This is a genomic window from Pseudoalteromonas sp. SCSIO 43101 (genome assembly GCF_023650775.1).
Taxonomy (GTDB): Bacteria; Pseudomonadota; Gammaproteobacteria; order Enterobacterales; family Alteromonadaceae; genus Pseudoalteromonas; species Pseudoalteromonas apostichopi.
Window position 1 is genome coordinate 2,374,180 of the sequence record NZ_CP072673.1, and the last position, 18,505, is coordinate 2,392,684.

Genomic DNA, 18,505 nt, shown 5'->3' on the forward strand with positions numbered 1-18,505 from the left:
TGTTATGCCTCGGTTTGTTTGCTCACAGTTTCGACAACTTCAGCAATTTTGCGTGCGCTATCAAGAACAACCTTTTCCTGTTCAGCTTCAACCATTACTCGTACAACTGGCTCAGTCCCTGATTTACGCAGTAATACACGACCTGTATCACCTAACTGTTCTTCAACCAGTGCTACCATATCAACGACAGCTTGATCTTGCGTTGGATCAGTGCCTTGTGGGTAACGCACATTGATCATTTTCATTGGGTACTTTGTAAAACCAGCCCCTAAGTCTTGCAATGTTTTATTCTGAGAAACCATCGCAGCCAACACTTGTAAGCTTGAAATAATGCCATCACCCGTGCTAATTAAATCAAGGTTTAATACGTGACCTGAGCTTTCACCACCGATTTTCCAACCATTTTCTTGCAATAACTCCATTACATAACGGTCACCTACTTTACTGCGAGCAAAACCAATGCCACGTGCTTTTAAGGCATTTTCAAGGCCCATGTTTGACATAACAGTACCAACAACACCACCACCTAACATATCGTCGTTGGCTGCTTGACAAGCAATGATATAAACAATGTCATCACCATCAAAAATTCGCCCATTATGGTCAACCATCATTACACGGTCACCGTCACCATCGTAAGCAATACCTACATCAGCATTGTGCTCAAGAACTTTACGTTTTAGGGTTTCAACGTGAGTTGCACCACATTCAAGGTTAATATTTACACCATTTGGCTCACAAGCATGACAGATAACCTCAGCACCTAACTCACGCATTACTGAAGGAGCAATGTGATAGGTAGCACCATTTGCGCAATCAAGAACGATTTTTAAACCTTCAAGTGATAAGCCTTGCGGGAATTGGCTTTTACAAAACTCAATGTAACGGCCATCTGCCGTTTCTAAACGACGTGCTTTACCAAGTTTATCAGAGGCAACACAGGTCATTGGTTCGTCCATCATAGCTTCAATTTCAAGCTCAACTTCATCTGGTAGTTTTAAACCTCTGCTTGAAAAGAACTTAATACCATTATCGTGGTAAGGGTTATGAGATGCACTAATTACAATCCCCGCTTCGGCGCGGAAAGTTTGTGTAAGATACGCCACCGCGGGAGTCGGCATAGGGCCCAATAATACAACATCGATGCCAGCAGCTATTAAACCGGCTTCAAGTGATGTTTCGAGCATATAGCCAGAAATACGGGTATCTTTACCAATAATAACCTTTTTCGTCCCTATTTTTGATAATACGCGACCTGCTGCCCAGCCTAACTTCAATGCAAATTCAGGAGTGATTGGAAACTCACCAACCATACCGCGAACACCATCCGTGCCAAAATACTTTCTTGTTTTACTCATTTGTAATTCCTTTCGTGCATGCTTGCCAAACGCTAAGCACATCAACTGTTTCTTGTACGTCATGAACGCGGATAATTTTCGCACCATTTTGTGCTGCAATCAGCGCACCAGCTAAGCTTCCCGCTAAGCGTTCATGTGTTTCTCTATTTAATAAATTACCGATCATCGATTTACGAGATAACCCCGCGAGAACCGGTAACTTGAATTGATTAAATACATCAAACTTATTTAAGATTTCGTAATTATGAGCCAGTGTTTTACCAAAACCAAAACCTGGGTCTAAAATAATACGCTGTTGCTGAATACCCGCTTGCTCACATTTGGCTAAACGCTCTGCAAAGAACTCATTAATATCAGTAAACAAATCATCATAGTGTGGGTTACTTTGCATAGTGCGAGGCTGACCTTGCATGTGCATTAAGCAAATTGCCACCTCAGGGTATTGAGCTAAGACCTCAATAGCCCCAGGTTCATGCAATGCTCTAACATCATTAATGATGTCAGCACCAGCAATAATCGCTTGGCGCATGACTTCACTTTTACTGGTATCAATGGAAATGATGCAGTCGCTAGTTTTTCTAAGTGCTTTGACTAAAGGTATAACTCGCTCAAGCTCATCTTCAAGAGATACATCTGGAGCCCCTGGACGTGTTGACTCGCCGCCTATATCTATTATTTTTGCACCTTGGTTTAATAATATTTGAGCTTGCTTGACAGCGCTGTCTAGTTGGCAGTAGCTGCCACCATCAGAAAATGAATCAGGAGTGACATTTAAAATCCCCATCACGACAGGGGAATCGAGGTGTAAAATACGACCTCGGGGTAATTTAAGAGCGGTCATTTTTACCTTCAAATCTTCCATGCATTTGCTCTACTAACAAAGAGCCAATTTAATGCTAAAAAAAAACCCCGGCATCCGGGGTTTTTGCTGTGTATATTTTAACGATTATTCAGCTTTGTCATCAAGGCTTGTTTCATCCTTTTTTACTGAATCATCCTCTTTTGTCTCATTGGCTACAGGCTTTGCTTTTGCTGTAGGCTTTTTATCATCTGAACGACGGTCATGAACATCACGCGGCTCTCGTACAGGCTGACGTGCCATTAAGTCATCAATTTGACCGGCATCAATCGTTTCGTACTTCATTAGTGCATCTTTCATTGCATGTAAGATATCAATGTTATCTTTAAGGATTTGCTCTGCACGTTGATAGTTACGATCTGAGAATAAACGAACTTCTGTGTCGATCACTTTTGCTGTTTCATCAGACATGCTCATAGAACGGCTACCGCCGCCACCCATGTACATTTCGTTTTGATCTTCAGCATAAAGTAACGGACCAAGTTTCTCACTTAGACCCCATTGGGTAACCATTTTACGAGCAATATCTGTTGCACGTTCAATATCGTTACTTGCACCGGTTGTAACTTTGTCTTCACCATAAATTAGCGCTTCGGCGATACGACCACCATAAAGGCTAGAAATCATTGACTCTAATAGCTCTTTTGAGTGGCTCACACGATCTTGCTCTGGCAAGTACATAGTGACACCTAGCGCACGTCCACGAGGAATGATAGACACTTTATAAACCGGATCGTGTTCAGGTACCATGCGACCAACAATCGCGTGACCTGCTTCATGGTAAGCAGTCATTTCTTTTTCTTGCTCACTCATCACCATGGTCTTACGCTCTGCGCCCATCATGATTTTATCTTTTGCGGCATCAAATTCAGCCATGCTTACTACGCGCTTGTTACCACGAGCTGCATATAATGCTGCTTCGTTAACTAAGTTTGCAAGGTCTGCACCAGAAAAACCTGGCGTACCACGTGCAATAACAGCGGCTTCTACGTTGTCACCTAAAGGCACTTTACGCATGTGAACTTTAAGTATTTGTTCACGACCTCGAATGTCAGGAAGACCAACAACAACTTGACGATCAAAACGACCTGGACGCAATAACGCAGGGTCTAATACATCAGGACGGTTCGTTGCAGCAATAACGATAATACCTTCGTTACCTTCAAAGCCATCCATTTCAACCAGCATTTGGTTAAGTGTTTGCTCACGTTCATCGTGACCACCACCCATGCCAGCACCACGTTTACGGCCTACTGCATCGATTTCATCAATGAAGATGATACAAGGTGCTGCTTTTTTCGCTTGTTCGAACATGTCACGTACACGTGATGCACCTACACCAACAAACATTTCTACGAAATCAGAACCTGAAATTGTGAAAAACGGCACTTTAGCTTCACCAGCTACTGCTTTAGCAAGTAACGTTTTACCCGTACCAGGAGGACCAACCATCAACACGCCTTTCGGGATGCTGCCTCCAAGCTTTTGGAATTTTGATGGGTCACGTAAGAAGTCAACTAACTCAGTCACATCTTCTTTCGCTTCGTCACAACCCGCTACGTCAGCAAAAGTCGTTTTAACTTGGTCTTCGCTCATCAGGCGCGCTTTGCTCTTACCAAAAGACATCGCACCTTTACCGCCACCGCCTTGCATTTGACGCATGAAGAAAATCCATACACCAATAAGCAGTAACATTGGGAACCAAGAGATTAAAATGCTGGCGAGGAATGACTGCTCTTCAGGCTTAACGCCTTTAACATTAACATTGCTTTTTAAAAGATCATTCAAGATGTCTTTATCATACATAGGCATGATGGTTTGAAAGCGTTCACCGTTTGTTTTAGTACCTGTAATAGTACCCGTTGTGCTTTCAATAGAGACTTCTTGGATAGCGCCACTACGAGCGTCGCTAACAAATTGAGTGTAACTTGTTTGGCGATCAGCCTGATCACCACCATTAAAGCTCTGAAACACTGACATTAGCACTACTGCAATGACCAGCCAGAGTATTAGATTTTTCGCCATATCGCTCAAGGAGTTAACCTCTTGTATCCAATTAATTTAAATTCAACTTAACGCAGCACAACTGTACTACAGTTTGTAGCCTGTCGCCACTATATAAACTTCCCGAGAACGGGCGCGTGATGCATCAGGCTTTCTAATTTTCACCGCTTTAAAGCTATTACGTACTTCCTGCAAGTATTGATCAAATCCTTCGCCTTGGAAGACTTTGACACAAAATGCGCCATTTTTCTTTAAAACTTGGTGGCACATATCTAATGCCAACTCAACTAAGTACATACTACCAGCTTGGTCAACAGATGTATTGCCGCTCATATTTGGCGCCATATCAGAAAAAACAACATCCACGTTTTTTCCATCAATGCGTGTCAATAGAGCATCAAGCACCGCTTCTTCACGAAAGTCACCTTGTAGAAAGTCAACACCTGCCAGCGAGTCCATAGGTAAAATATCACAAGCAATAACTTGGCCTTTGTCACCTACCTTTTCCGCTAAATATTGCGACCAACTACCTGGTGCAGCACCTAAATCAACCACAGCCATCGATGGTTTAATTAATTTATCTTTGTTCTGAATTTCGTCTAATTTGAAAACCGCACGAGAACGCCAGCCTTTCTTTTGCGCTTCGTGAACATAAGGATCGTCGAAATGTTCCTTCAGCCAACGCTTAGAACTGGCTGAATGTTTTTTATTTGCCATAAATTAATACGTAACTAATTAGTAATATTCTCTAGATGGCGTTAGAATACCCTTAATTCAAGCCATATTCAGCAAAATTTGTAACATGATGAAATTATCGAACAAACAAAAGCAGTTTTTAAAAGGCCAAGCGCACAGTTTAAAACCTGTTGTATTACTTGGTGCAAACGGGTTAACCGAAGGCGTTTTAGTTGAAATTGAAAGCGCTCTAGATATTCATGAGCTAATCAAAGTTAAAGTTCCTACTGACGAACGTGAAACTAAGACATTGATTTTTGATGCTATTGTTCGCGAGACAGGCGCAACAAAACTACAAACAATTGGCCACACAATTGTGTTGTATCGCCAAAGCGAAGAGAAAAAGATTCAATTACCACGCGGTTAATCTAACCCGAGGAAATCTTGAATCAAGGAAAAGCCAGCAAAAATGCTGGCTTTTTTGTAGGCAAAAAAATTTTGCATTAATTTGTAACTAAACTTTTTTACCTAGGTTATTTTTGCTCACGAGTGTATTTCAGTACCCGATTGATAAACTCAGTGGTTAACTCATTAATTAACCCGGTTTCAGCATTGAGAACTAAGCTAAACCCTATGTTCAGATGTGGAAACACAACAATATCGCTGCGATAACCTTGCACCCAGCCACTATGGTAATACAGCAGTTCATCATCATAGTTATATACACGCCAACCCAATCCATAATAAGCATCTTTGACATGACTACGCCAAACTCTACGACGAGTTTCCTTTTTAGTATGTGTATAAGGGCGTGTTTGCTTAATAAGTGCTTCTAGAGGTAACACGTCAGGATACTGCCCTAACTGCGCATTCAACCAAATAGCCATATCATTTGCGCTGGCATTGACACCTGCAGCGGCAGGTACCTTATAATAGTTTTTCTTTAATCGTGAAGTATACCAACGCTTTCTTCCACGAACATGAGGGTGAGCATAATTATCATCTCTTACCATCCCCTCAAAACCAACACTGGCATCCACCATTTTCAAGGGAGCAAATATATACTCTGAAATCCAGTGCGAGTAATCCATCTGTGTTGATTGATAAATTACAGAATCAATCAAGCTAAACATCACATTTTGATAACCGTAGCACTCGCTTGGTTTACAGATAGGTTCAACAGTCAATAACCGCTCAACAATGTCTGGGTAGCTCATACGCGACTCAATAAGGTTATCGTATGCATTAGGTACTAAGCCACTTGAGTGACTAAGGATGTGATAGATTTTTAAGTCATCTTTATAAGCTGTATTAGAAAAAGCAGGAATAAACTTACTTATTGGGTCGTCAATATTAAACTCACCTTGTGCTGCAAGTTTTGCGGTCAACGAGCCGGCAAAAGTTTTTGATACTGACGCTAATCGAAAACGTGTGTGTTTATCAACTTTGCGACCTTTTTCTATTTTTGTTCGCCCAATACCACGAATAAAATCTTCATTACCAATATTTACAATCGCCAATGAACCACCTGGGATCCCTTTGCTTTTTAGTTTTCGGGTTAGGTGTTTATTATAGTCAGCAACGAAACTTTGCCACTGTTTGTCACTCGAAGTAGCTTCACCACTCACCACAAGCAGTAATAAAGAAAAAAGAAAAAGAATTAAAGATGAGCTGTACTTCATTATTTATTTTTTTAAGTCTGTTTGGGAAGTTTCTCATAACATAATATCATGAACTTTTGCCTCGACTAACGTACAATACGCTTAATCTTAACTTTTTATGGGTAGACTATTTTTCATGCGCTTACTTGTGGTTTTGTTTTTTACTTTAATTTCAGTTGGTTGTGCTCTAAAACCTGAACCAGCTCCGTTACTTTCAATGCCTAAGAAACCAAGCTTACAAAGCCAACGCTTTCAAGTTGAGTACCAAACAGAGCATGCTGCGCCTAAAGTAAAGTCAGTACAATTACCTGCACATGTGGTTAGTACACATCAAACTGTTGTCATTGTTGCTGATAAAACCAGTGTAACAGATACGCTTTACGCGCAGCTGGCCGAAGCACTCACAGCAAAGCAATTAAAGGTTGTAGAAGAAGGTGCACAAGCAGACTATACCCTTTCAATTCACCAGCTTGATCTTGAATTGATTGAAGACACAGAATACCAATTGGTAAAACCTGAAAAGCCATTGCCTTTATTTGATGAAGTAGCAAAACAGTTCCCGGTTCAAAAGTGTGCAACTATTTTAGGCCAAGTGAGTATGCGTCTGACTCATAAAAAAACCGGTGATGTTGTTTGGTTCGCAAAATCATCGATTGATAGTGCAAGTTTTCATCGTGAGCCACTTATCTATAGTTTTGAACAGCAACAGTTAATAAAGAATGAACTTGAAGTAGCGAGTTTTGTGCACGAGCAAAACTCAGAACAAGCTCGGATGGAGCGTATTAATAAAGAAGTCACCATTCCTGCTTATCAGACCTTCACACAAGTGAACGCGTTTAAAAAAGAGCAAGGCCCGTGTAACCGTACAGAAATTAGCGCTCTAACACCTATGATGCAGTACTACTTGAGCAGTATTTTAATCGATAAAATTAAAGTTCAGTAAAACTCATTAGCTGTTTGCCTACCCATAGGCAAACAGCGCCCTCCTTGAATTTGCAACACTTTCTTACACTTCCAATTCCTACTAATACATTTTTTTACAGATTACAGGAACTCCTTAACAATATACTATAAGCTATTACCCTTTCTAACAGACAAGGAAGCAACGTTGCGAGCTCATAGTGCCCTATTATTGATATGTTTAACCCTGCTTAGTACCACAAGCCGAGCTAGTAATCGCTATTATGCAGATAATACTTTAGAACCAAGCCAAGGTTTTGCATGGGACTGGGGCATAGGTCTAGGTTACTACATTGAAGATTCTTACCTTGTTGGCATGGATTCATACAATGATGGTATAGAGCCAGATGTTCACCTCGCCGTTTCTTACGACCGTTTTTATCTTGATTACGATCAGAGCCAACTCAGTGGTGGTTTAACACTCGGTTACAGTGTTATCGATAAATTTGAATGGGGCTTAGATATTGTTGGCACGAACATTCAATCTGGATTTGATGAAACAGGCTTAAACATTTATGGCAACGATGTGATTGAAGAGCTCAAAGGGATTAGAGCTAGAGACTACGATTTTGATGTAGGGCTGCGTTTATCGCGTCGCTTTGAGAATTCACAAATTTCATTTGAGTATTTACACGATGTGTCAGGTGCGCATAATGGTTGGGTAATGAATTCATTTTTTAGTCAAATTATCCCTTGGCGAAATTGGGAATTTCGCTCAGGCGTTGGCTTGAGTGCCTATTCAAATGACTTTACAGATTATTACTTTGGCATTTCAGACGCAGAAGCATTGGATACACGCCCAGCATATAACCCAGATACCTCTTACAGCCTTATTTTTGAATTTCACGCAGAATACCCCATCAATAGGCACTGGGTATTTTTAACTGGCTGGCTATCAACTTGGTTTTCAAATGATATCCACCAAAGCCCTATTATCTCTCAAGAATATCAGCATAAAGCCAAGGTAGGCGTGCGTTATGTTTTCTAAGTATTACTTGTGCTTTATCTTCTTGGTGTCAGGGCCCTTATTCGCCAAGCAGCAGTTAGAAGCTGATCAGACAACCGAAAGTGCACTAGTTGCACTACCAGATACCTGTGTAGCGCTGCGTGAAGGCAGAAATTGTTATGCCGAAGTTGATATTACATGGCACCAGCAGCAAGTTGGTAATTACTGCTTACGTAACGCACAAAGCAAGCACATAATGCAATGCTGGTTAATGCAACAAAAGGGCTTATTTAGATACCAATTTGATTCAGCAGAAACCATAGGTTTTGAACTTATAAGTAGTGATAACGGTAAGGTTGTTGCAAGCACTGAAATACAATTACAGTGGGTCTATCAAAATCGTCAGAAGAAACGTCGTTGGCGACTGTTCTAAGCAGGAGTAAAAAATGGAACATTACGGAACTATCTTATTAGTAGAAGATGATATCTCGCTCGCCAACTGGGTTGCGGAATACTTAATTGAGCAAGGCTATCAAACGACTATATGCCAACGCGGTGACCTAGTAGTTGAGCAAGTACGTAAAACAAATCCAGACTTAGTGTTGTTAGATATTATGCTACCAGGTCAAGATGGTATTAGTGTGTGTCGCGATTTAAGGCATTTTTATCAAGCTCCGATTATTATGCTAACTGCACGTGATGATGAAATGGATGAAGTTATAGGCCTCGAAGTGGGTGCCAGCGACTATATGATGAAACCAGTTCGCCCTCGCGCTTTATTAGCACGTATTAAAGCTGCACTTCGTTCTAAAACCGACACGCATGAAGCTGCAAACTCTGAACTTATAAGTGTTGGTAAATTATCAATTAACACTGAATCACGCACGGTTTACTTGGCTAACGACGAGGTACATATTTCAAGCGCTGAATATTTACTGCTAAACTATTTAGCAAGCAATGCAGGTCAGGTGGTATCTCGTGATGCGGTGTTTAAGGCAACGAAAGGCCGAGAGTATGATGGCTTGGACAGAAGTGTAGATGTACTCATTTCCTCATTAAGAAAAAAATTTAATGATGACCCACAGCACCCTGAAAAAATTAAAACCATTTGGGGCAAAGGCTATTTACTTGTTGCCACTGCTTGGCAATAACGACTAGCGCCTGTGAAAAAGTTTTATATTTCGCTACTTGGTAGCGCTTTGCTTTCAATCATTGTTTTGGGCTGGCTAATTGATGCTTTTAGCCAACAAACCCAGGCACCTCAGGATGTGTTTTCTAGCGAAACGAAAATGATCAAAGGTTTTGCAAAGCAACTGGCTAAACTTGACGCGAAGCAACGAGAGCACGCTATTGCAGAGTTTAATCAAGACTTTTCTGTACAACTTGAGTATCGACCAACCCAATCCCTTGCGCTGCCTTACTCATTATTAGCTCAAATAACTCAGCCAAGTGGTCTCATTCTAGAAGATCAGCAAGGCTATTATTTGCTTTACAGTGAAGCAGCCCTTGATACTCATCATATAAAAATGCGACTAGACAAAGACTTAACTCATGAACAAGGTAACGATGTATTACTTACCTTGTTATTCTACACTGGGTTATGTGTATTTATGGGCTTCATTATTGCACCACTTGCAAAGCGTTTAAGCGTATTAAACGAGGCGGCACAACGCTTTGCAAAAGGTGATTTAAAAAGTCGCATTCAATTATCACACTTTACTTATATCAAAGATGTTGAACTGACATTTAACCGCATGGCAAACCAAATAGAAAAACTCCTTGATGAGAATAAGTTAATGGCATCGAGCTTATCTCATGATATTCGCACACCTATAGCTTGTTTACGATTTGGTTTAGAAGCGGCACAAGACTGTCCAAGTGAAGAAAAGCGCCTTGAATATCTTGCACGCATGGAAAACGACTTAGATCAAATGGAGTCTATGTTAAAAAGTTATCTGGCATTTGCAACACTTGAGCAAAAATCTAATCAGCTAACGTTTAACCACTCTGATCTGCAAACTTATATTCTAACTTTAATTCATCAAATAGAACCTAAGCTTGAGCAACGCGGTTTACGAGTCAGTCACCGAGTTAAAGTTGGTGATATTTGTGCTGATTTACACTGGTTAGCACGCGCCATTGTTAATCTATTAAGTAATGCCTGTGACTTTGCAGAGTCTGAAATTTCAATCAGTGCAACCAGTACTAATGAGTACATCACTATTAGTATTGAAGATGATGGCCCTGGTGTGAGCGAACAAAATTGGCAAAAAGTATTTAGCCCATTCTTTCAAGAACAAACGCACCGTAATCGCGATGGAGAAAGCTACGGGCTAGGTCTTGCTATCGTGGCTAAAGTCGCTGATTGGCACCACGGCACGGTCGAAGTATCAAAAAGTCAGCAGCTAGGTGGCGCCTGTTTTAGCATAACAATCCAAAATAAAAGCCAATAAACATGTTTCATTTGTGTTAATTGTTTCGTATTGTAATGCGCAATTGCACGAATTCTACGCTGACAACTCGCACACAACGAAGAACAACGAAAATGCGGATGATTAACCCTTTTTATTTAGTGTTAATTCGAGTAGATTGTCAGCGCCGTCACAAATAGAGAAGTAACAATAATATGAGCGCATCACGTGGGGAGTTCAGCTCCCGCTTTGGATTTATTATGGCTGCAGCAGGCTCTGCTGTTGGCTTAGGAAATATTTGGGGTTTCCCAACACAAACTGCAAGTAATGGCGGTGCCGCGTTTTTAGTGGCTTATTTAGTGTTAGCATTTTGTCTTGCTTATCCTGCTTTAATGGCTGAGTTAGTAATCGGTCGTCATGGTCAAGCTAATGCCGTCACTTCACTTCGAAAAGTAACGAATCAAGCATGGCAAAAGAAGTTCGCCTTCGTGGTGGGTTTTGGCGGTATTATTTGTGCGGGTCTCATCTTAAGCTTCTATGCGATTGTGGCTGGCTGGATGCTGAGTGCAACCCTCGAACCCGTTGCGCAGTTAGCAAGTCAAGAGCAAGCTAGCACTTGGCTAAGTGAGCAATCACTATCAAGAAATCTTATATTTACTGCTGCATTCATAATTCTAACCGTTGCTATTATTTCAAAAGGTGTAGAAAACGGCATTGAAAAATGGTCAAAACGTTTAATGCCAGCCCTGCTAGGCATCTTATTCATGCTGATCATTTATGTAATGACTCAAGATGGCGCAATGGCAGGCCTAAAAGCCTACTTAGTGCCTGATTTTTCATCAATTTTAAACCCTGAACTATTAGTTAATGCATTAGGACAAGCATTTTTCTCATTGTCGCTTGGTACCAGCGTAATGATTATCTACGGCTCATACATAAGCAAAAAAGAGAATTTAGTATCGCTAGGTGCGTATGTTACTTTAATCGATGTGTTCATTGCCTTTGTAGCTGGTTTATTGATTATTCCAGCTATGTATGTTGCTCAAGCGCAAGGCGTACAAATTTTTTCTGCTGAAGGTGCCCTACTTTCTGAAGATACCTTGGTATTCCAAGTGCTACCAGCATTATTCACTAGCATGGGTGATGTAGGTATTTTTGTTGGCTTTGCTTTTTTTGCTTTAATGAGTATTGCCGCATTAACGTCATCAATCTCGATGCTAGAAGCACCTGTTTCTTATGCAGTTGAGCGCTTTGCTTTGAAACGTGTTCAAGCTACTTGGATCATCGGTGGTATCATTGCACTCGTTAGTTTCACAATCGTATTTAACCTAAGCACGTTATTTGGTTTTGTAATTACTTTAACCACTAAGATTGGGCAGCCTATTCTAGGCTTAATGTGTTGTATTTTTGTCGGTTGGATTTGGCATCGTGCGTCTTTACTAAAAGAAATTCAACAAGGATGCCCAGAAGCTGCAAACAGCTTCTTCTGGAAAGTATGGCCATGGTACATTAAGTTCATTTGTCCACTTGCCATTGCATTGGTATTTGCTAACTCATTATTAAATTAACAAATTACGGAGGTAGCCATTTGGCTACCTCAAACACATATCCTGGTGTGGAATGCCATCTTCTAAATAATCATCCCCCACATTTACAAAGTCAAATTGCTGATAAAACCCGGTTAAATAGCACTGAGCACCAATCATGATCGCTTTATCTGGCCAATGTTTTTTACAAGTATCTATCGCGGTTTGCACTAGTTTAGTTGCCAACCCATCACCACGAAATTGCTCTGCAACCAGCACTCGACCAAATGCGCTAAATTGCTCATTCTTTTTATAGCAACGTGCATAGGCAGCTACCTGCTGAGCTTTAAACAAAAATATATGCTGAGTAAGCTCATTGTTATCAACTTCGTCAATTTCTGGGTAAGGACAGGTTTGCTCTACAACAAATACATCAACCCGCGCCCGTAAAATGGCGAATAACTCATCTTTACTGAGTTCGCTATAACTTTTAATAGAAAACATAACGCTCCTTTATGAAGACAAAAAACCCAGCCGTAGCTGGGTTTTAACTAACTAGCTAATAGTTAGTCTTTAAGCAAATAATCGTTCTAGCTGATCACAAAGCTGTGACAGATTTACATGATCATGTTCAATGGTTAAATCTACATAACCATCCCCTCTGAAGGCGCGATCAAGTTCGATTAATACATGTGTTTTATGCGCTTCAGGCACAAACGACAACTCAACCTCTTGTAAACCAAAGAGGCTACGGCTATTTGGGCGATATTCTAATTCTTGATAACAACCAGAGTGTGATTGAAAAGTAGGAGCCCTTAAGAAGCCTTTTTCTACATCCGCTTTTACTAGACTGAAGCCAAGTCGATCCATCGCTTCCATAAACGTGCTTACAGCGTCATTAGGATAAATATGCAATGCATCACGGTCTGTTGGATCAAGCGCTAAATCAATGTCTAAGCCAGTTTCAAGCCAAACATGCGATTGGTTATAACCAGCATTAATTTCGGTGATCGGTGTCTCAGAATGAAGGCGAGCTTCAAATGGAATATGTTTTTCAACACCCGCTGCAATTGTGCCTATATCTGTAATACGCCATTTTTCAATAACATGCTTTGTGAAATACTCACCATCTTCGCCATCGACTTTTACACGTGTCATAAGTGCTAGGTCTAAACCCGATATTTCTTGGTCCACATCGCCACCTTTGATGACAATAACGGCATTAAACTTTTGACCCGGTTGTAAATGCTCTGTCTCGAGTACAGTGTCAACTTTTGCTGCACCAATACCTACTGATGCAAGGATTTTCTTAAACATCTATTCTCCTTAAGCCAGCTTCTAACCTATGGCTTAAATTCCTTTGTTAATGCATCTTAACCACAATTAAAAGCTAATGTCAGCGAAAAAATGATGCTTTTGCCGGATTAATCAATAAATCATGTATAAGTGCTTATTTTTTGAACTCCTATTGCTCGTTGTTGTTTTCCAACTACGAATATTTCGCTACACTTCAAACAAATGAAGTTAAAAGAACAATTATGGAACTAATCTACTTTGCTACCGCGTTCGTTTGTGGCTTTGCTGTTTACCAGTTAAAGCTGCCTCCTCTTATCGGCTTTTTATTAGCGGGTTTTGCACTCAACCTATATGGATATAAGACAACCGAGCTGCTAAATACCTTGGCAAGTCTTGGTGTTACTTTGTTATTGTTTAGCATTGGTCTTAAACTCAAAGTATCTAACCTAATGAAGCCACAAGTATGGGCGCCAGCCTCAATGCATATTGTTTTGAGTAGCACGCTGTTTAGTGGTTTTATGTTGTTATTAGGTGCCTTAGCACTACCTTTATTTAATGAGCTGACTTGGCAAAGTGCATTATTAGTCGGCTTTGCCTTTAGCTTCTCAAGCACCGTATTTGCAGTAAAAGTACTTGAAGAGCGAGGTGAAATGGCAAGCCTTCATGGTAAAATTGCTATTGGTATCTTAGTTATGCAAGATATCTTTGCGGTTATCTTCTTAGCCATCAGTACAGGTAAAGCCCCAAATATTTGGGCACTGGCATTATTAGTCGGCTTACCAGTTTTAAGACCTGTGATGTTTTGGGTATTAAACCGTTCAAAGCACGGTGAATTATTGCCGCTGTTTGGTTTTTTCTTTGCACTTATTATTGGCTATCAGGCTTTTGAATTCGCGGGCCTTAAGGGTGATTTAGGCGCTTTGATCATTGGTATGATGTTCGCTTCACATAAAAAAGCTGGTGAGTTATCAAAGTCGTTACTTAATTTAAAAGACGTATTATTAGTCGGCTTTTTCTTAAATATTGGCTTGAATGCAGAACTGACAACTCATGCAGTGATCGTTGCAATCATCATTATATTAGTCTTACCATTAAAAGTTGCTCTTTATTATGTGCTAACAAACACATTCAAATTACGTGCTCGTACTTCTTTGTTAAGCGCCTTCAGCTTAGCTAATTATAGTGAGTTTGGCTTAATTGTGTGTGCTGTTGCCGCCACCAGTAATATGATCACCTCTGAGTGGTTGGCAGTGATGGCTATTGCTGTGTCGATCACCTTTATTTTAGCTTCGCCATTAAATAAGCGATCAAATGAAGTTTATGTGAAAATTGAACATTGGCTGCTTAAATTTGAAAGTGATAGTCGTCTTGCTGAAGAGCTGCCCGTAAACCTTAATGATACAAAAATTGTTATATTTGGCATGGGTCGCATTGGTACAGGTGCTTATGAAACAATCAGCCAAACCCATCCAAATCTTGTCGCAGGTATTGATATAAAGCCTGATGTTGTTGATAAACATATCAAACGCGGTCGCCGTGTATTGCTTGCAGACGCCACTGACCCTGATTTCTGGCAGCGTGTAAATCACTCACATGTAGGGATGGTGATGCTTGCGATGCCGAAGCATATGCAAAATATTTTTGCTTTAGAGCAACTTCGTGCTTCTGGCTATGAAGGTCAGGTTACTGCTATCGCAAACTACCCAGATCAGCAAAAAGAACTAGAAGATATGGGGGTTGACTCGACATATAACTTCTATTTAGAAGCTGGTAGTGGCTTCGCTGAGCATGTAAAACAAAAACTTTTCTCTTAATGTAAAAAAAAATTATCAGTACCTCCAGATGGTACTGATAATTATTTTCACTGTATTCAGTTAGTTGGCTAACTAGTTTTCTTTCCTCAACAACCCCGTCCCCACATTGGGTTAAGCCTATTTACAAAGCTTTACATCCAGATTAGCAATCAGGCTAAAAAAAAGAGTAGAATTAATTCTAAGGTGCTTAGCTAAGTATCTATTTTTAACACAAAAAAGTTTAGCCATGTTGTGATTTCGTTATCTCAAATACAGCGCGGTTAGATTGATTGAGGTTGTTTAAATGAAAAATAAGTTTACCAACGAGTTTTTAGCAAATACGGATGATGCACGTGGTGGGAAACTTTCAGATATTCAGCAGCAACTTGATGAGTTACAAAATAACGGCATGACTGCTTTGGATATTAGAACCGTGCTATTCAACAAGATGCTCGATGTATATCAAGTACCTAGTGATCATTTTCTTCGTGACTGTGAAACACCTGAACGAATCGACGACCCAGCTATTGCCCTCAAGCTAAATAAGCTTGGCTTTACGAAAAAGCGTCGTAACCAACTACACTAATACGCCGTAATTAATTTAGTGGCTGTTATTCTGAGGGCCTACATCCCTCACTAAATAGGCTGTTTCTTGCCCGTCACAGCCTATTTTCTCTCCCCTTTTTACCGTATCATCTAGCTTTAAAATTTCTTTGAGATAAAGATGGATACAGCTCAACTCAAACGCGCCATAAATACTAAGATGCCATTTGGAAAGTATGCTGGTCGCCCTTTATTATTGCTGCCAGAGCCTTATTTGGTGTGGTTTAAACAACAAGGATTTCCTGATTCCCAGCTAGGTGCACAACTAGCGATGATGTATGAAGTGAAGCTCAATGGCCTAGAAAAAATGCTAATGCCATTATTAGATGAAAAATAATTAACCTTTTTTCGAACTTTTATAATTAAGTGCGGTCTATTACTTTGCTACTTGTTTATTTTTGGTTTTAATCTTTAAAAAGCGCCTTAGGCGCTTTTTTTATGCCTGCAAAAATACCTGTAATCTAAGGCTTAATTAGTCTTGAACAAGCGAATCACAAATTTTGCTCCACCTAATGGTGAATCACACACTTCAGACTGCCCTTGATGCCAACTGACAATTTTAGCGACAATTGCAAGACCTAACCCAAAGCCACCTGTTTTCTTATCACGGCTTTTATCTAAACGAGTAAATGGCTTAAAAATACTTTGCCACTCAGATTTAGCGATCCCTGGACCATCGTCTTCAACACTAATTTGTATCGAATCACCTAACTCTTCAAGGCTCACATGAATTTTGTGGTTTGCGTATTTTTGTGCATTGCCTAATAGGTTTTGAATACAACGCGCCATAAAATGCTCGTCACACTCGTAGTAAAGCTGCTTAGGTGCACTCACTGCTACCTCAATGTCAGTAGCAAATTCGAGCTTATTCACCACACTGTTGATAAGCGCAGTAAGGTCACAAGAACGTGGTTTTAAACTCGGTTGATGTGAATCAAGCCGCGCATATTCCAGCATTTCGGAAACTAATGCCTCAAGCTCTGCAATATCAGCCTGCATGTTATCAATGTAAGTATAAGATTTTTCATTCTCAACTTGCTCTTCAAGCATAGCAATTGCAAACTTTAAACGAGCAAGTGGCGTTCTAAACTCATGAGAAACAGAAGAAGTAAGCTCTTGCTGTGCTGCTAGAAGGTATTGGATACGCTCTTGCATCGCATTGAGTGTATCTGTGATTGGCAGGAAAAAGGATTTGGAAGCGTCTTGTAGTTCGAAGTCTTGCGCTCCTCCTACAGCTTCACAGGCAAGTGTGAGTTTATTAAAATCTCGCCATAGTAATAAGCTCCATAGCCCGATAGGCAAACCAATTACTGTTAATAATAAAAAGTAAGGCCAAACTGAGCTAAAATTTGGGTTTTCAACAGAAAGTGGACCTACTTGCAAAAGCTGTGTGTCGTTGATAGCAATATACCAAACCACCTTTTGCTCTTTATTAAACAAATACAGATGATGATCATTTTTGAGCTGTGATTTTAAATCACCTGGTAAAGCAAGGTCTGAGAGATTAATCAATTCGCTTTCATACTCTCGTTGTAGCGAAGCTAAACCATTATCCGTTTGGCTTAATAGCCATAGAGATTTACCAAATTCTTGGTCGAGGGCGATTTGTTGTTGAGTTTCTTCGTAGGGCCATAACTGTTCTATGACCCCACTAACAAGAAACAGAGAAACTATTATATAAAGATATAAGCTTGCAAATAGTTTCCCCATTAATGTTTACATATCCCATGCATCAGATACAAAGAGGTAACCTTGTCCCCAAACTGTTTTAATTCGGTATGGTTTATCACTATTATCACCTAGCTTCTTGCGGATACGTGATACGCGTACATCAACTGTACGGTCTAAGCCATCATACTGACGGCCAATCATATGCTGGTGCACATGTTCACGGCTTAACACTTCACCTGCATTTGATGCGAGTAACCAAAGTAGCTCAAATTCATGAGAAGTCAGTGTAATTTCACTGCCTTTTAGTGTAACGATGCGGCTAGTTTTATCAATAGTTAAATCACCAAAACTAAGCTCTTCAGGTGCTTTGTTAGTAGCTTGTCCACGACGTAATAACGCATTAATACGCGCTAATAATACACGAGGCTCAGCAGGCTTGATTACATAATCATCTGCGCCGAGCTCCAAACCAATCACTTGGTCAAAGTCTTCACCTTTTGCTGTTAACATTAAAATAGGTAAGCTGAATTTATCACGAACCTGACGACACACACTAAAGCCGTCTTTACCTGGTAACATGACATCTAAAATCATTAGATCAACAGGGTTGTTTTCAAGGTATTCAAATACTTCATCGCCGCGTTCAAGGACCGCAACATCCAACCCATTATGCTGAAGGTAATCACGTGTTAACTGCTGTAAGCCGAGATCATCTTCAACAAGTAAAATCTTTGCCATTGGT

General features: G+C 40.3%; 19 protein-coding genes. 10 read left to right on the forward strand and 9 right to left on the reverse strand.

Going from position 1 to position 18,505, the window contains the following annotated elements; all coding sequences use genetic code 11:
- Nucleotides 1-2 precede the first annotated feature (2 nt).
- The 4 genes from glmM to rlmE form a co-directional block, all read right to left on the reverse strand.
- Nucleotides 3-1,358: a phosphoglucosamine mutase gene (glmM, locus tag J8Z25_RS11055; RefSeq protein WP_250661051.1), complete on the reverse strand. Its 1,356-nt coding sequence runs from the start codon at nt 1,356-1,358 to the stop codon at nt 3-5.
- Nucleotides 1,351-2,199 carry a dihydropteroate synthase gene (folP, locus tag J8Z25_RS11060; RefSeq protein ID WP_250662029.1) on the reverse strand — a complete coding sequence of 283 codons (849 nt, stop codon included), beginning with the start codon at nt 2,197-2,199 and terminating at the stop codon, nt 1,351-1,353. The genes glmM and folP overlap by 8 nt, the downstream gene beginning before the upstream one ends.
- Nucleotides 2,200-2,304: 105 nt before the next feature.
- Nucleotides 2,305-4,242: an ATP-dependent zinc metalloprotease FtsH gene (ftsH, locus tag J8Z25_RS11065; protein WP_250662030.1), complete on the reverse strand. Its 1,938-nt coding sequence runs from the start codon at nt 4,240-4,242 to the stop codon at nt 2,305-2,307.
- Between the two features lie 66 nt (nt 4,243-4,308).
- Nucleotides 4,309-4,938 carry a 23S rRNA (uridine(2552)-2'-O)-methyltransferase RlmE gene (gene rlmE / locus J8Z25_RS11070; RefSeq protein ID WP_130051089.1) on the reverse strand — a complete coding sequence of 210 codons (630 nt, stop codon included), beginning with the start codon at nt 4,936-4,938 and terminating at the stop codon, nt 4,309-4,311.
- An 88-nt stretch (nt 4,939-5,026) separates the two neighbouring features.
- Here rlmE and yhbY point away from each other — a divergent pair, with 88 nt between their 5' ends.
- A complete protein-coding gene (gene yhbY / locus J8Z25_RS11075; RefSeq protein ID WP_130052264.1) occupies nt 5,027-5,323 on the forward strand; it encodes a ribosome assembly RNA-binding protein YhbY in 297 nt (98 codons plus the stop codon).
- A 106-nt stretch (nt 5,324-5,429) separates the two neighbouring features.
- On the opposite strand, the gene J8Z25_RS11080 is transcribed toward yhbY, so the two are convergent.
- Nucleotides 5,430-6,578, reverse strand: a complete 1,149-nt coding sequence (locus J8Z25_RS11080; protein WP_130051088.1) for a serine hydrolase domain-containing protein — start codon at nt 6,576-6,578, stop codon at nt 5,430-5,432.
- Between the two features lie 115 nt (nt 6,579-6,693).
- Here J8Z25_RS11080 and J8Z25_RS11085 point away from each other — a divergent pair, with 115 nt between their 5' ends.
- The 6 genes from J8Z25_RS11085 (at nt 6,694) to J8Z25_RS11110 (ending at nt 12,442) form a co-directional block, all read left to right on the forward strand.
- Complete coding sequence (locus tag J8Z25_RS11085) at nt 6,694-7,500, forward strand: hypothetical protein (RefSeq protein ID WP_130051087.1); 807 nt, start codon at nt 6,694-6,696, stop codon at nt 7,498-7,500.
- A 165-nt stretch (nt 7,501-7,665) separates the two neighbouring features.
- Entirely contained in the window at nt 7,666-8,505 is an 840-nt protein-coding gene (locus J8Z25_RS11090) for a MipA/OmpV family protein (RefSeq protein ID WP_130051086.1), read from the forward strand.
- Complete coding sequence (locus tag J8Z25_RS11095) at nt 8,495-8,896, forward strand: DUF3019 domain-containing protein (protein WP_167658349.1); 402 nt, start codon at nt 8,495-8,497, stop codon at nt 8,894-8,896. Before J8Z25_RS11090 ends, J8Z25_RS11095 begins: the two co-directional genes overlap by 11 nt.
- Nucleotides 8,897-8,909: 13 nt before the next feature.
- Complete coding sequence (locus J8Z25_RS11100) at nt 8,910-9,614, forward strand: response regulator (protein WP_130051084.1); 705 nt, start codon at nt 8,910-8,912, stop codon at nt 9,612-9,614.
- A gap of 12 nt (nt 9,615-9,626) precedes the next feature.
- Nucleotides 9,627-10,916, forward strand: coding sequence for a sensor histidine kinase (locus J8Z25_RS11105; RefSeq protein WP_250661052.1), 1,290 nt, complete (start codon nt 9,627-9,629; stop codon nt 10,914-10,916).
- Nucleotides 10,917-11,089: 173 nt separating this feature from the next.
- Entirely contained in the window at nt 11,090-12,442 is a 1,353-nt protein-coding gene (locus tag J8Z25_RS11110; protein ID WP_239976932.1) for a sodium-dependent transporter, read from the forward strand.
- Nucleotides 12,443-12,466: 24 nt separating this feature from the next.
- Here J8Z25_RS11110 and J8Z25_RS11115 read toward each other — a convergent pair whose 3' ends face one another.
- Together J8Z25_RS11115 and J8Z25_RS11120 are read right to left on the reverse strand one after the other, a co-directional pair.
- Nucleotides 12,467-12,904, reverse strand: coding sequence for a GNAT family N-acetyltransferase (locus J8Z25_RS11115; RefSeq protein WP_130051081.1), 438 nt, complete (start codon nt 12,902-12,904; stop codon nt 12,467-12,469).
- Between the two features lie 69 nt (nt 12,905-12,973).
- Nucleotides 12,974-13,717, reverse strand: a complete 744-nt coding sequence (locus tag J8Z25_RS11120; protein WP_250661053.1) for a sporulation protein — start codon at nt 13,715-13,717, stop codon at nt 12,974-12,976.
- Nucleotides 13,718-13,938: 221 nt separating this feature from the next.
- Here J8Z25_RS11120 and J8Z25_RS11125 point away from each other — a divergent pair, with 221 nt between their 5' ends.
- From J8Z25_RS11125 to J8Z25_RS11135, 3 genes are all read left to right on the forward strand, one after another.
- Nucleotides 13,939-15,510: a cation:proton antiporter domain-containing protein gene (locus tag J8Z25_RS11125; protein ID WP_167658352.1), complete on the forward strand. Its 1,572-nt coding sequence runs from the start codon at nt 13,939-13,941 to the stop codon at nt 15,508-15,510.
- A gap of 283 nt (nt 15,511-15,793) precedes the next feature.
- Nucleotides 15,794-16,075, forward strand: a complete 282-nt coding sequence (locus tag J8Z25_RS11130; RefSeq protein WP_130051078.1) for a hypothetical protein — start codon at nt 15,794-15,796, stop codon at nt 16,073-16,075.
- A 138-nt stretch (nt 16,076-16,213) separates the two neighbouring features.
- The gene (locus J8Z25_RS11135) at nt 16,214-16,429 is read left to right on the forward strand and encodes a DUF3820 family protein (RefSeq protein ID WP_062564309.1); all 216 of its coding nucleotides are present in this window, start codon (nt 16,214-16,216) and stop codon (nt 16,427-16,429) included.
- A gap of 131 nt (nt 16,430-16,560) precedes the next feature.
- Here J8Z25_RS11135 and J8Z25_RS11140 read toward each other — a convergent pair whose 3' ends face one another.
- Together J8Z25_RS11140 and J8Z25_RS11145 are read right to left on the reverse strand one after the other, a co-directional pair.
- Nucleotides 16,561-17,802, reverse strand: a complete 1,242-nt coding sequence (locus J8Z25_RS11140) for an ATP-binding protein (protein WP_250661054.1) — start codon at nt 17,800-17,802, stop codon at nt 16,561-16,563.
- A gap of 6 nt (nt 17,803-17,808) precedes the next feature.
- Nucleotides 17,809-18,501 (reverse strand): response regulator, encoded by a 693-nt coding sequence (locus J8Z25_RS11145; protein ID WP_054562019.1) that lies wholly within the window; start codon nt 18,499-18,501, stop codon nt 17,809-17,811.
- Between the last annotated feature and the right edge of the window lie 4 nt (nt 18,502-18,505).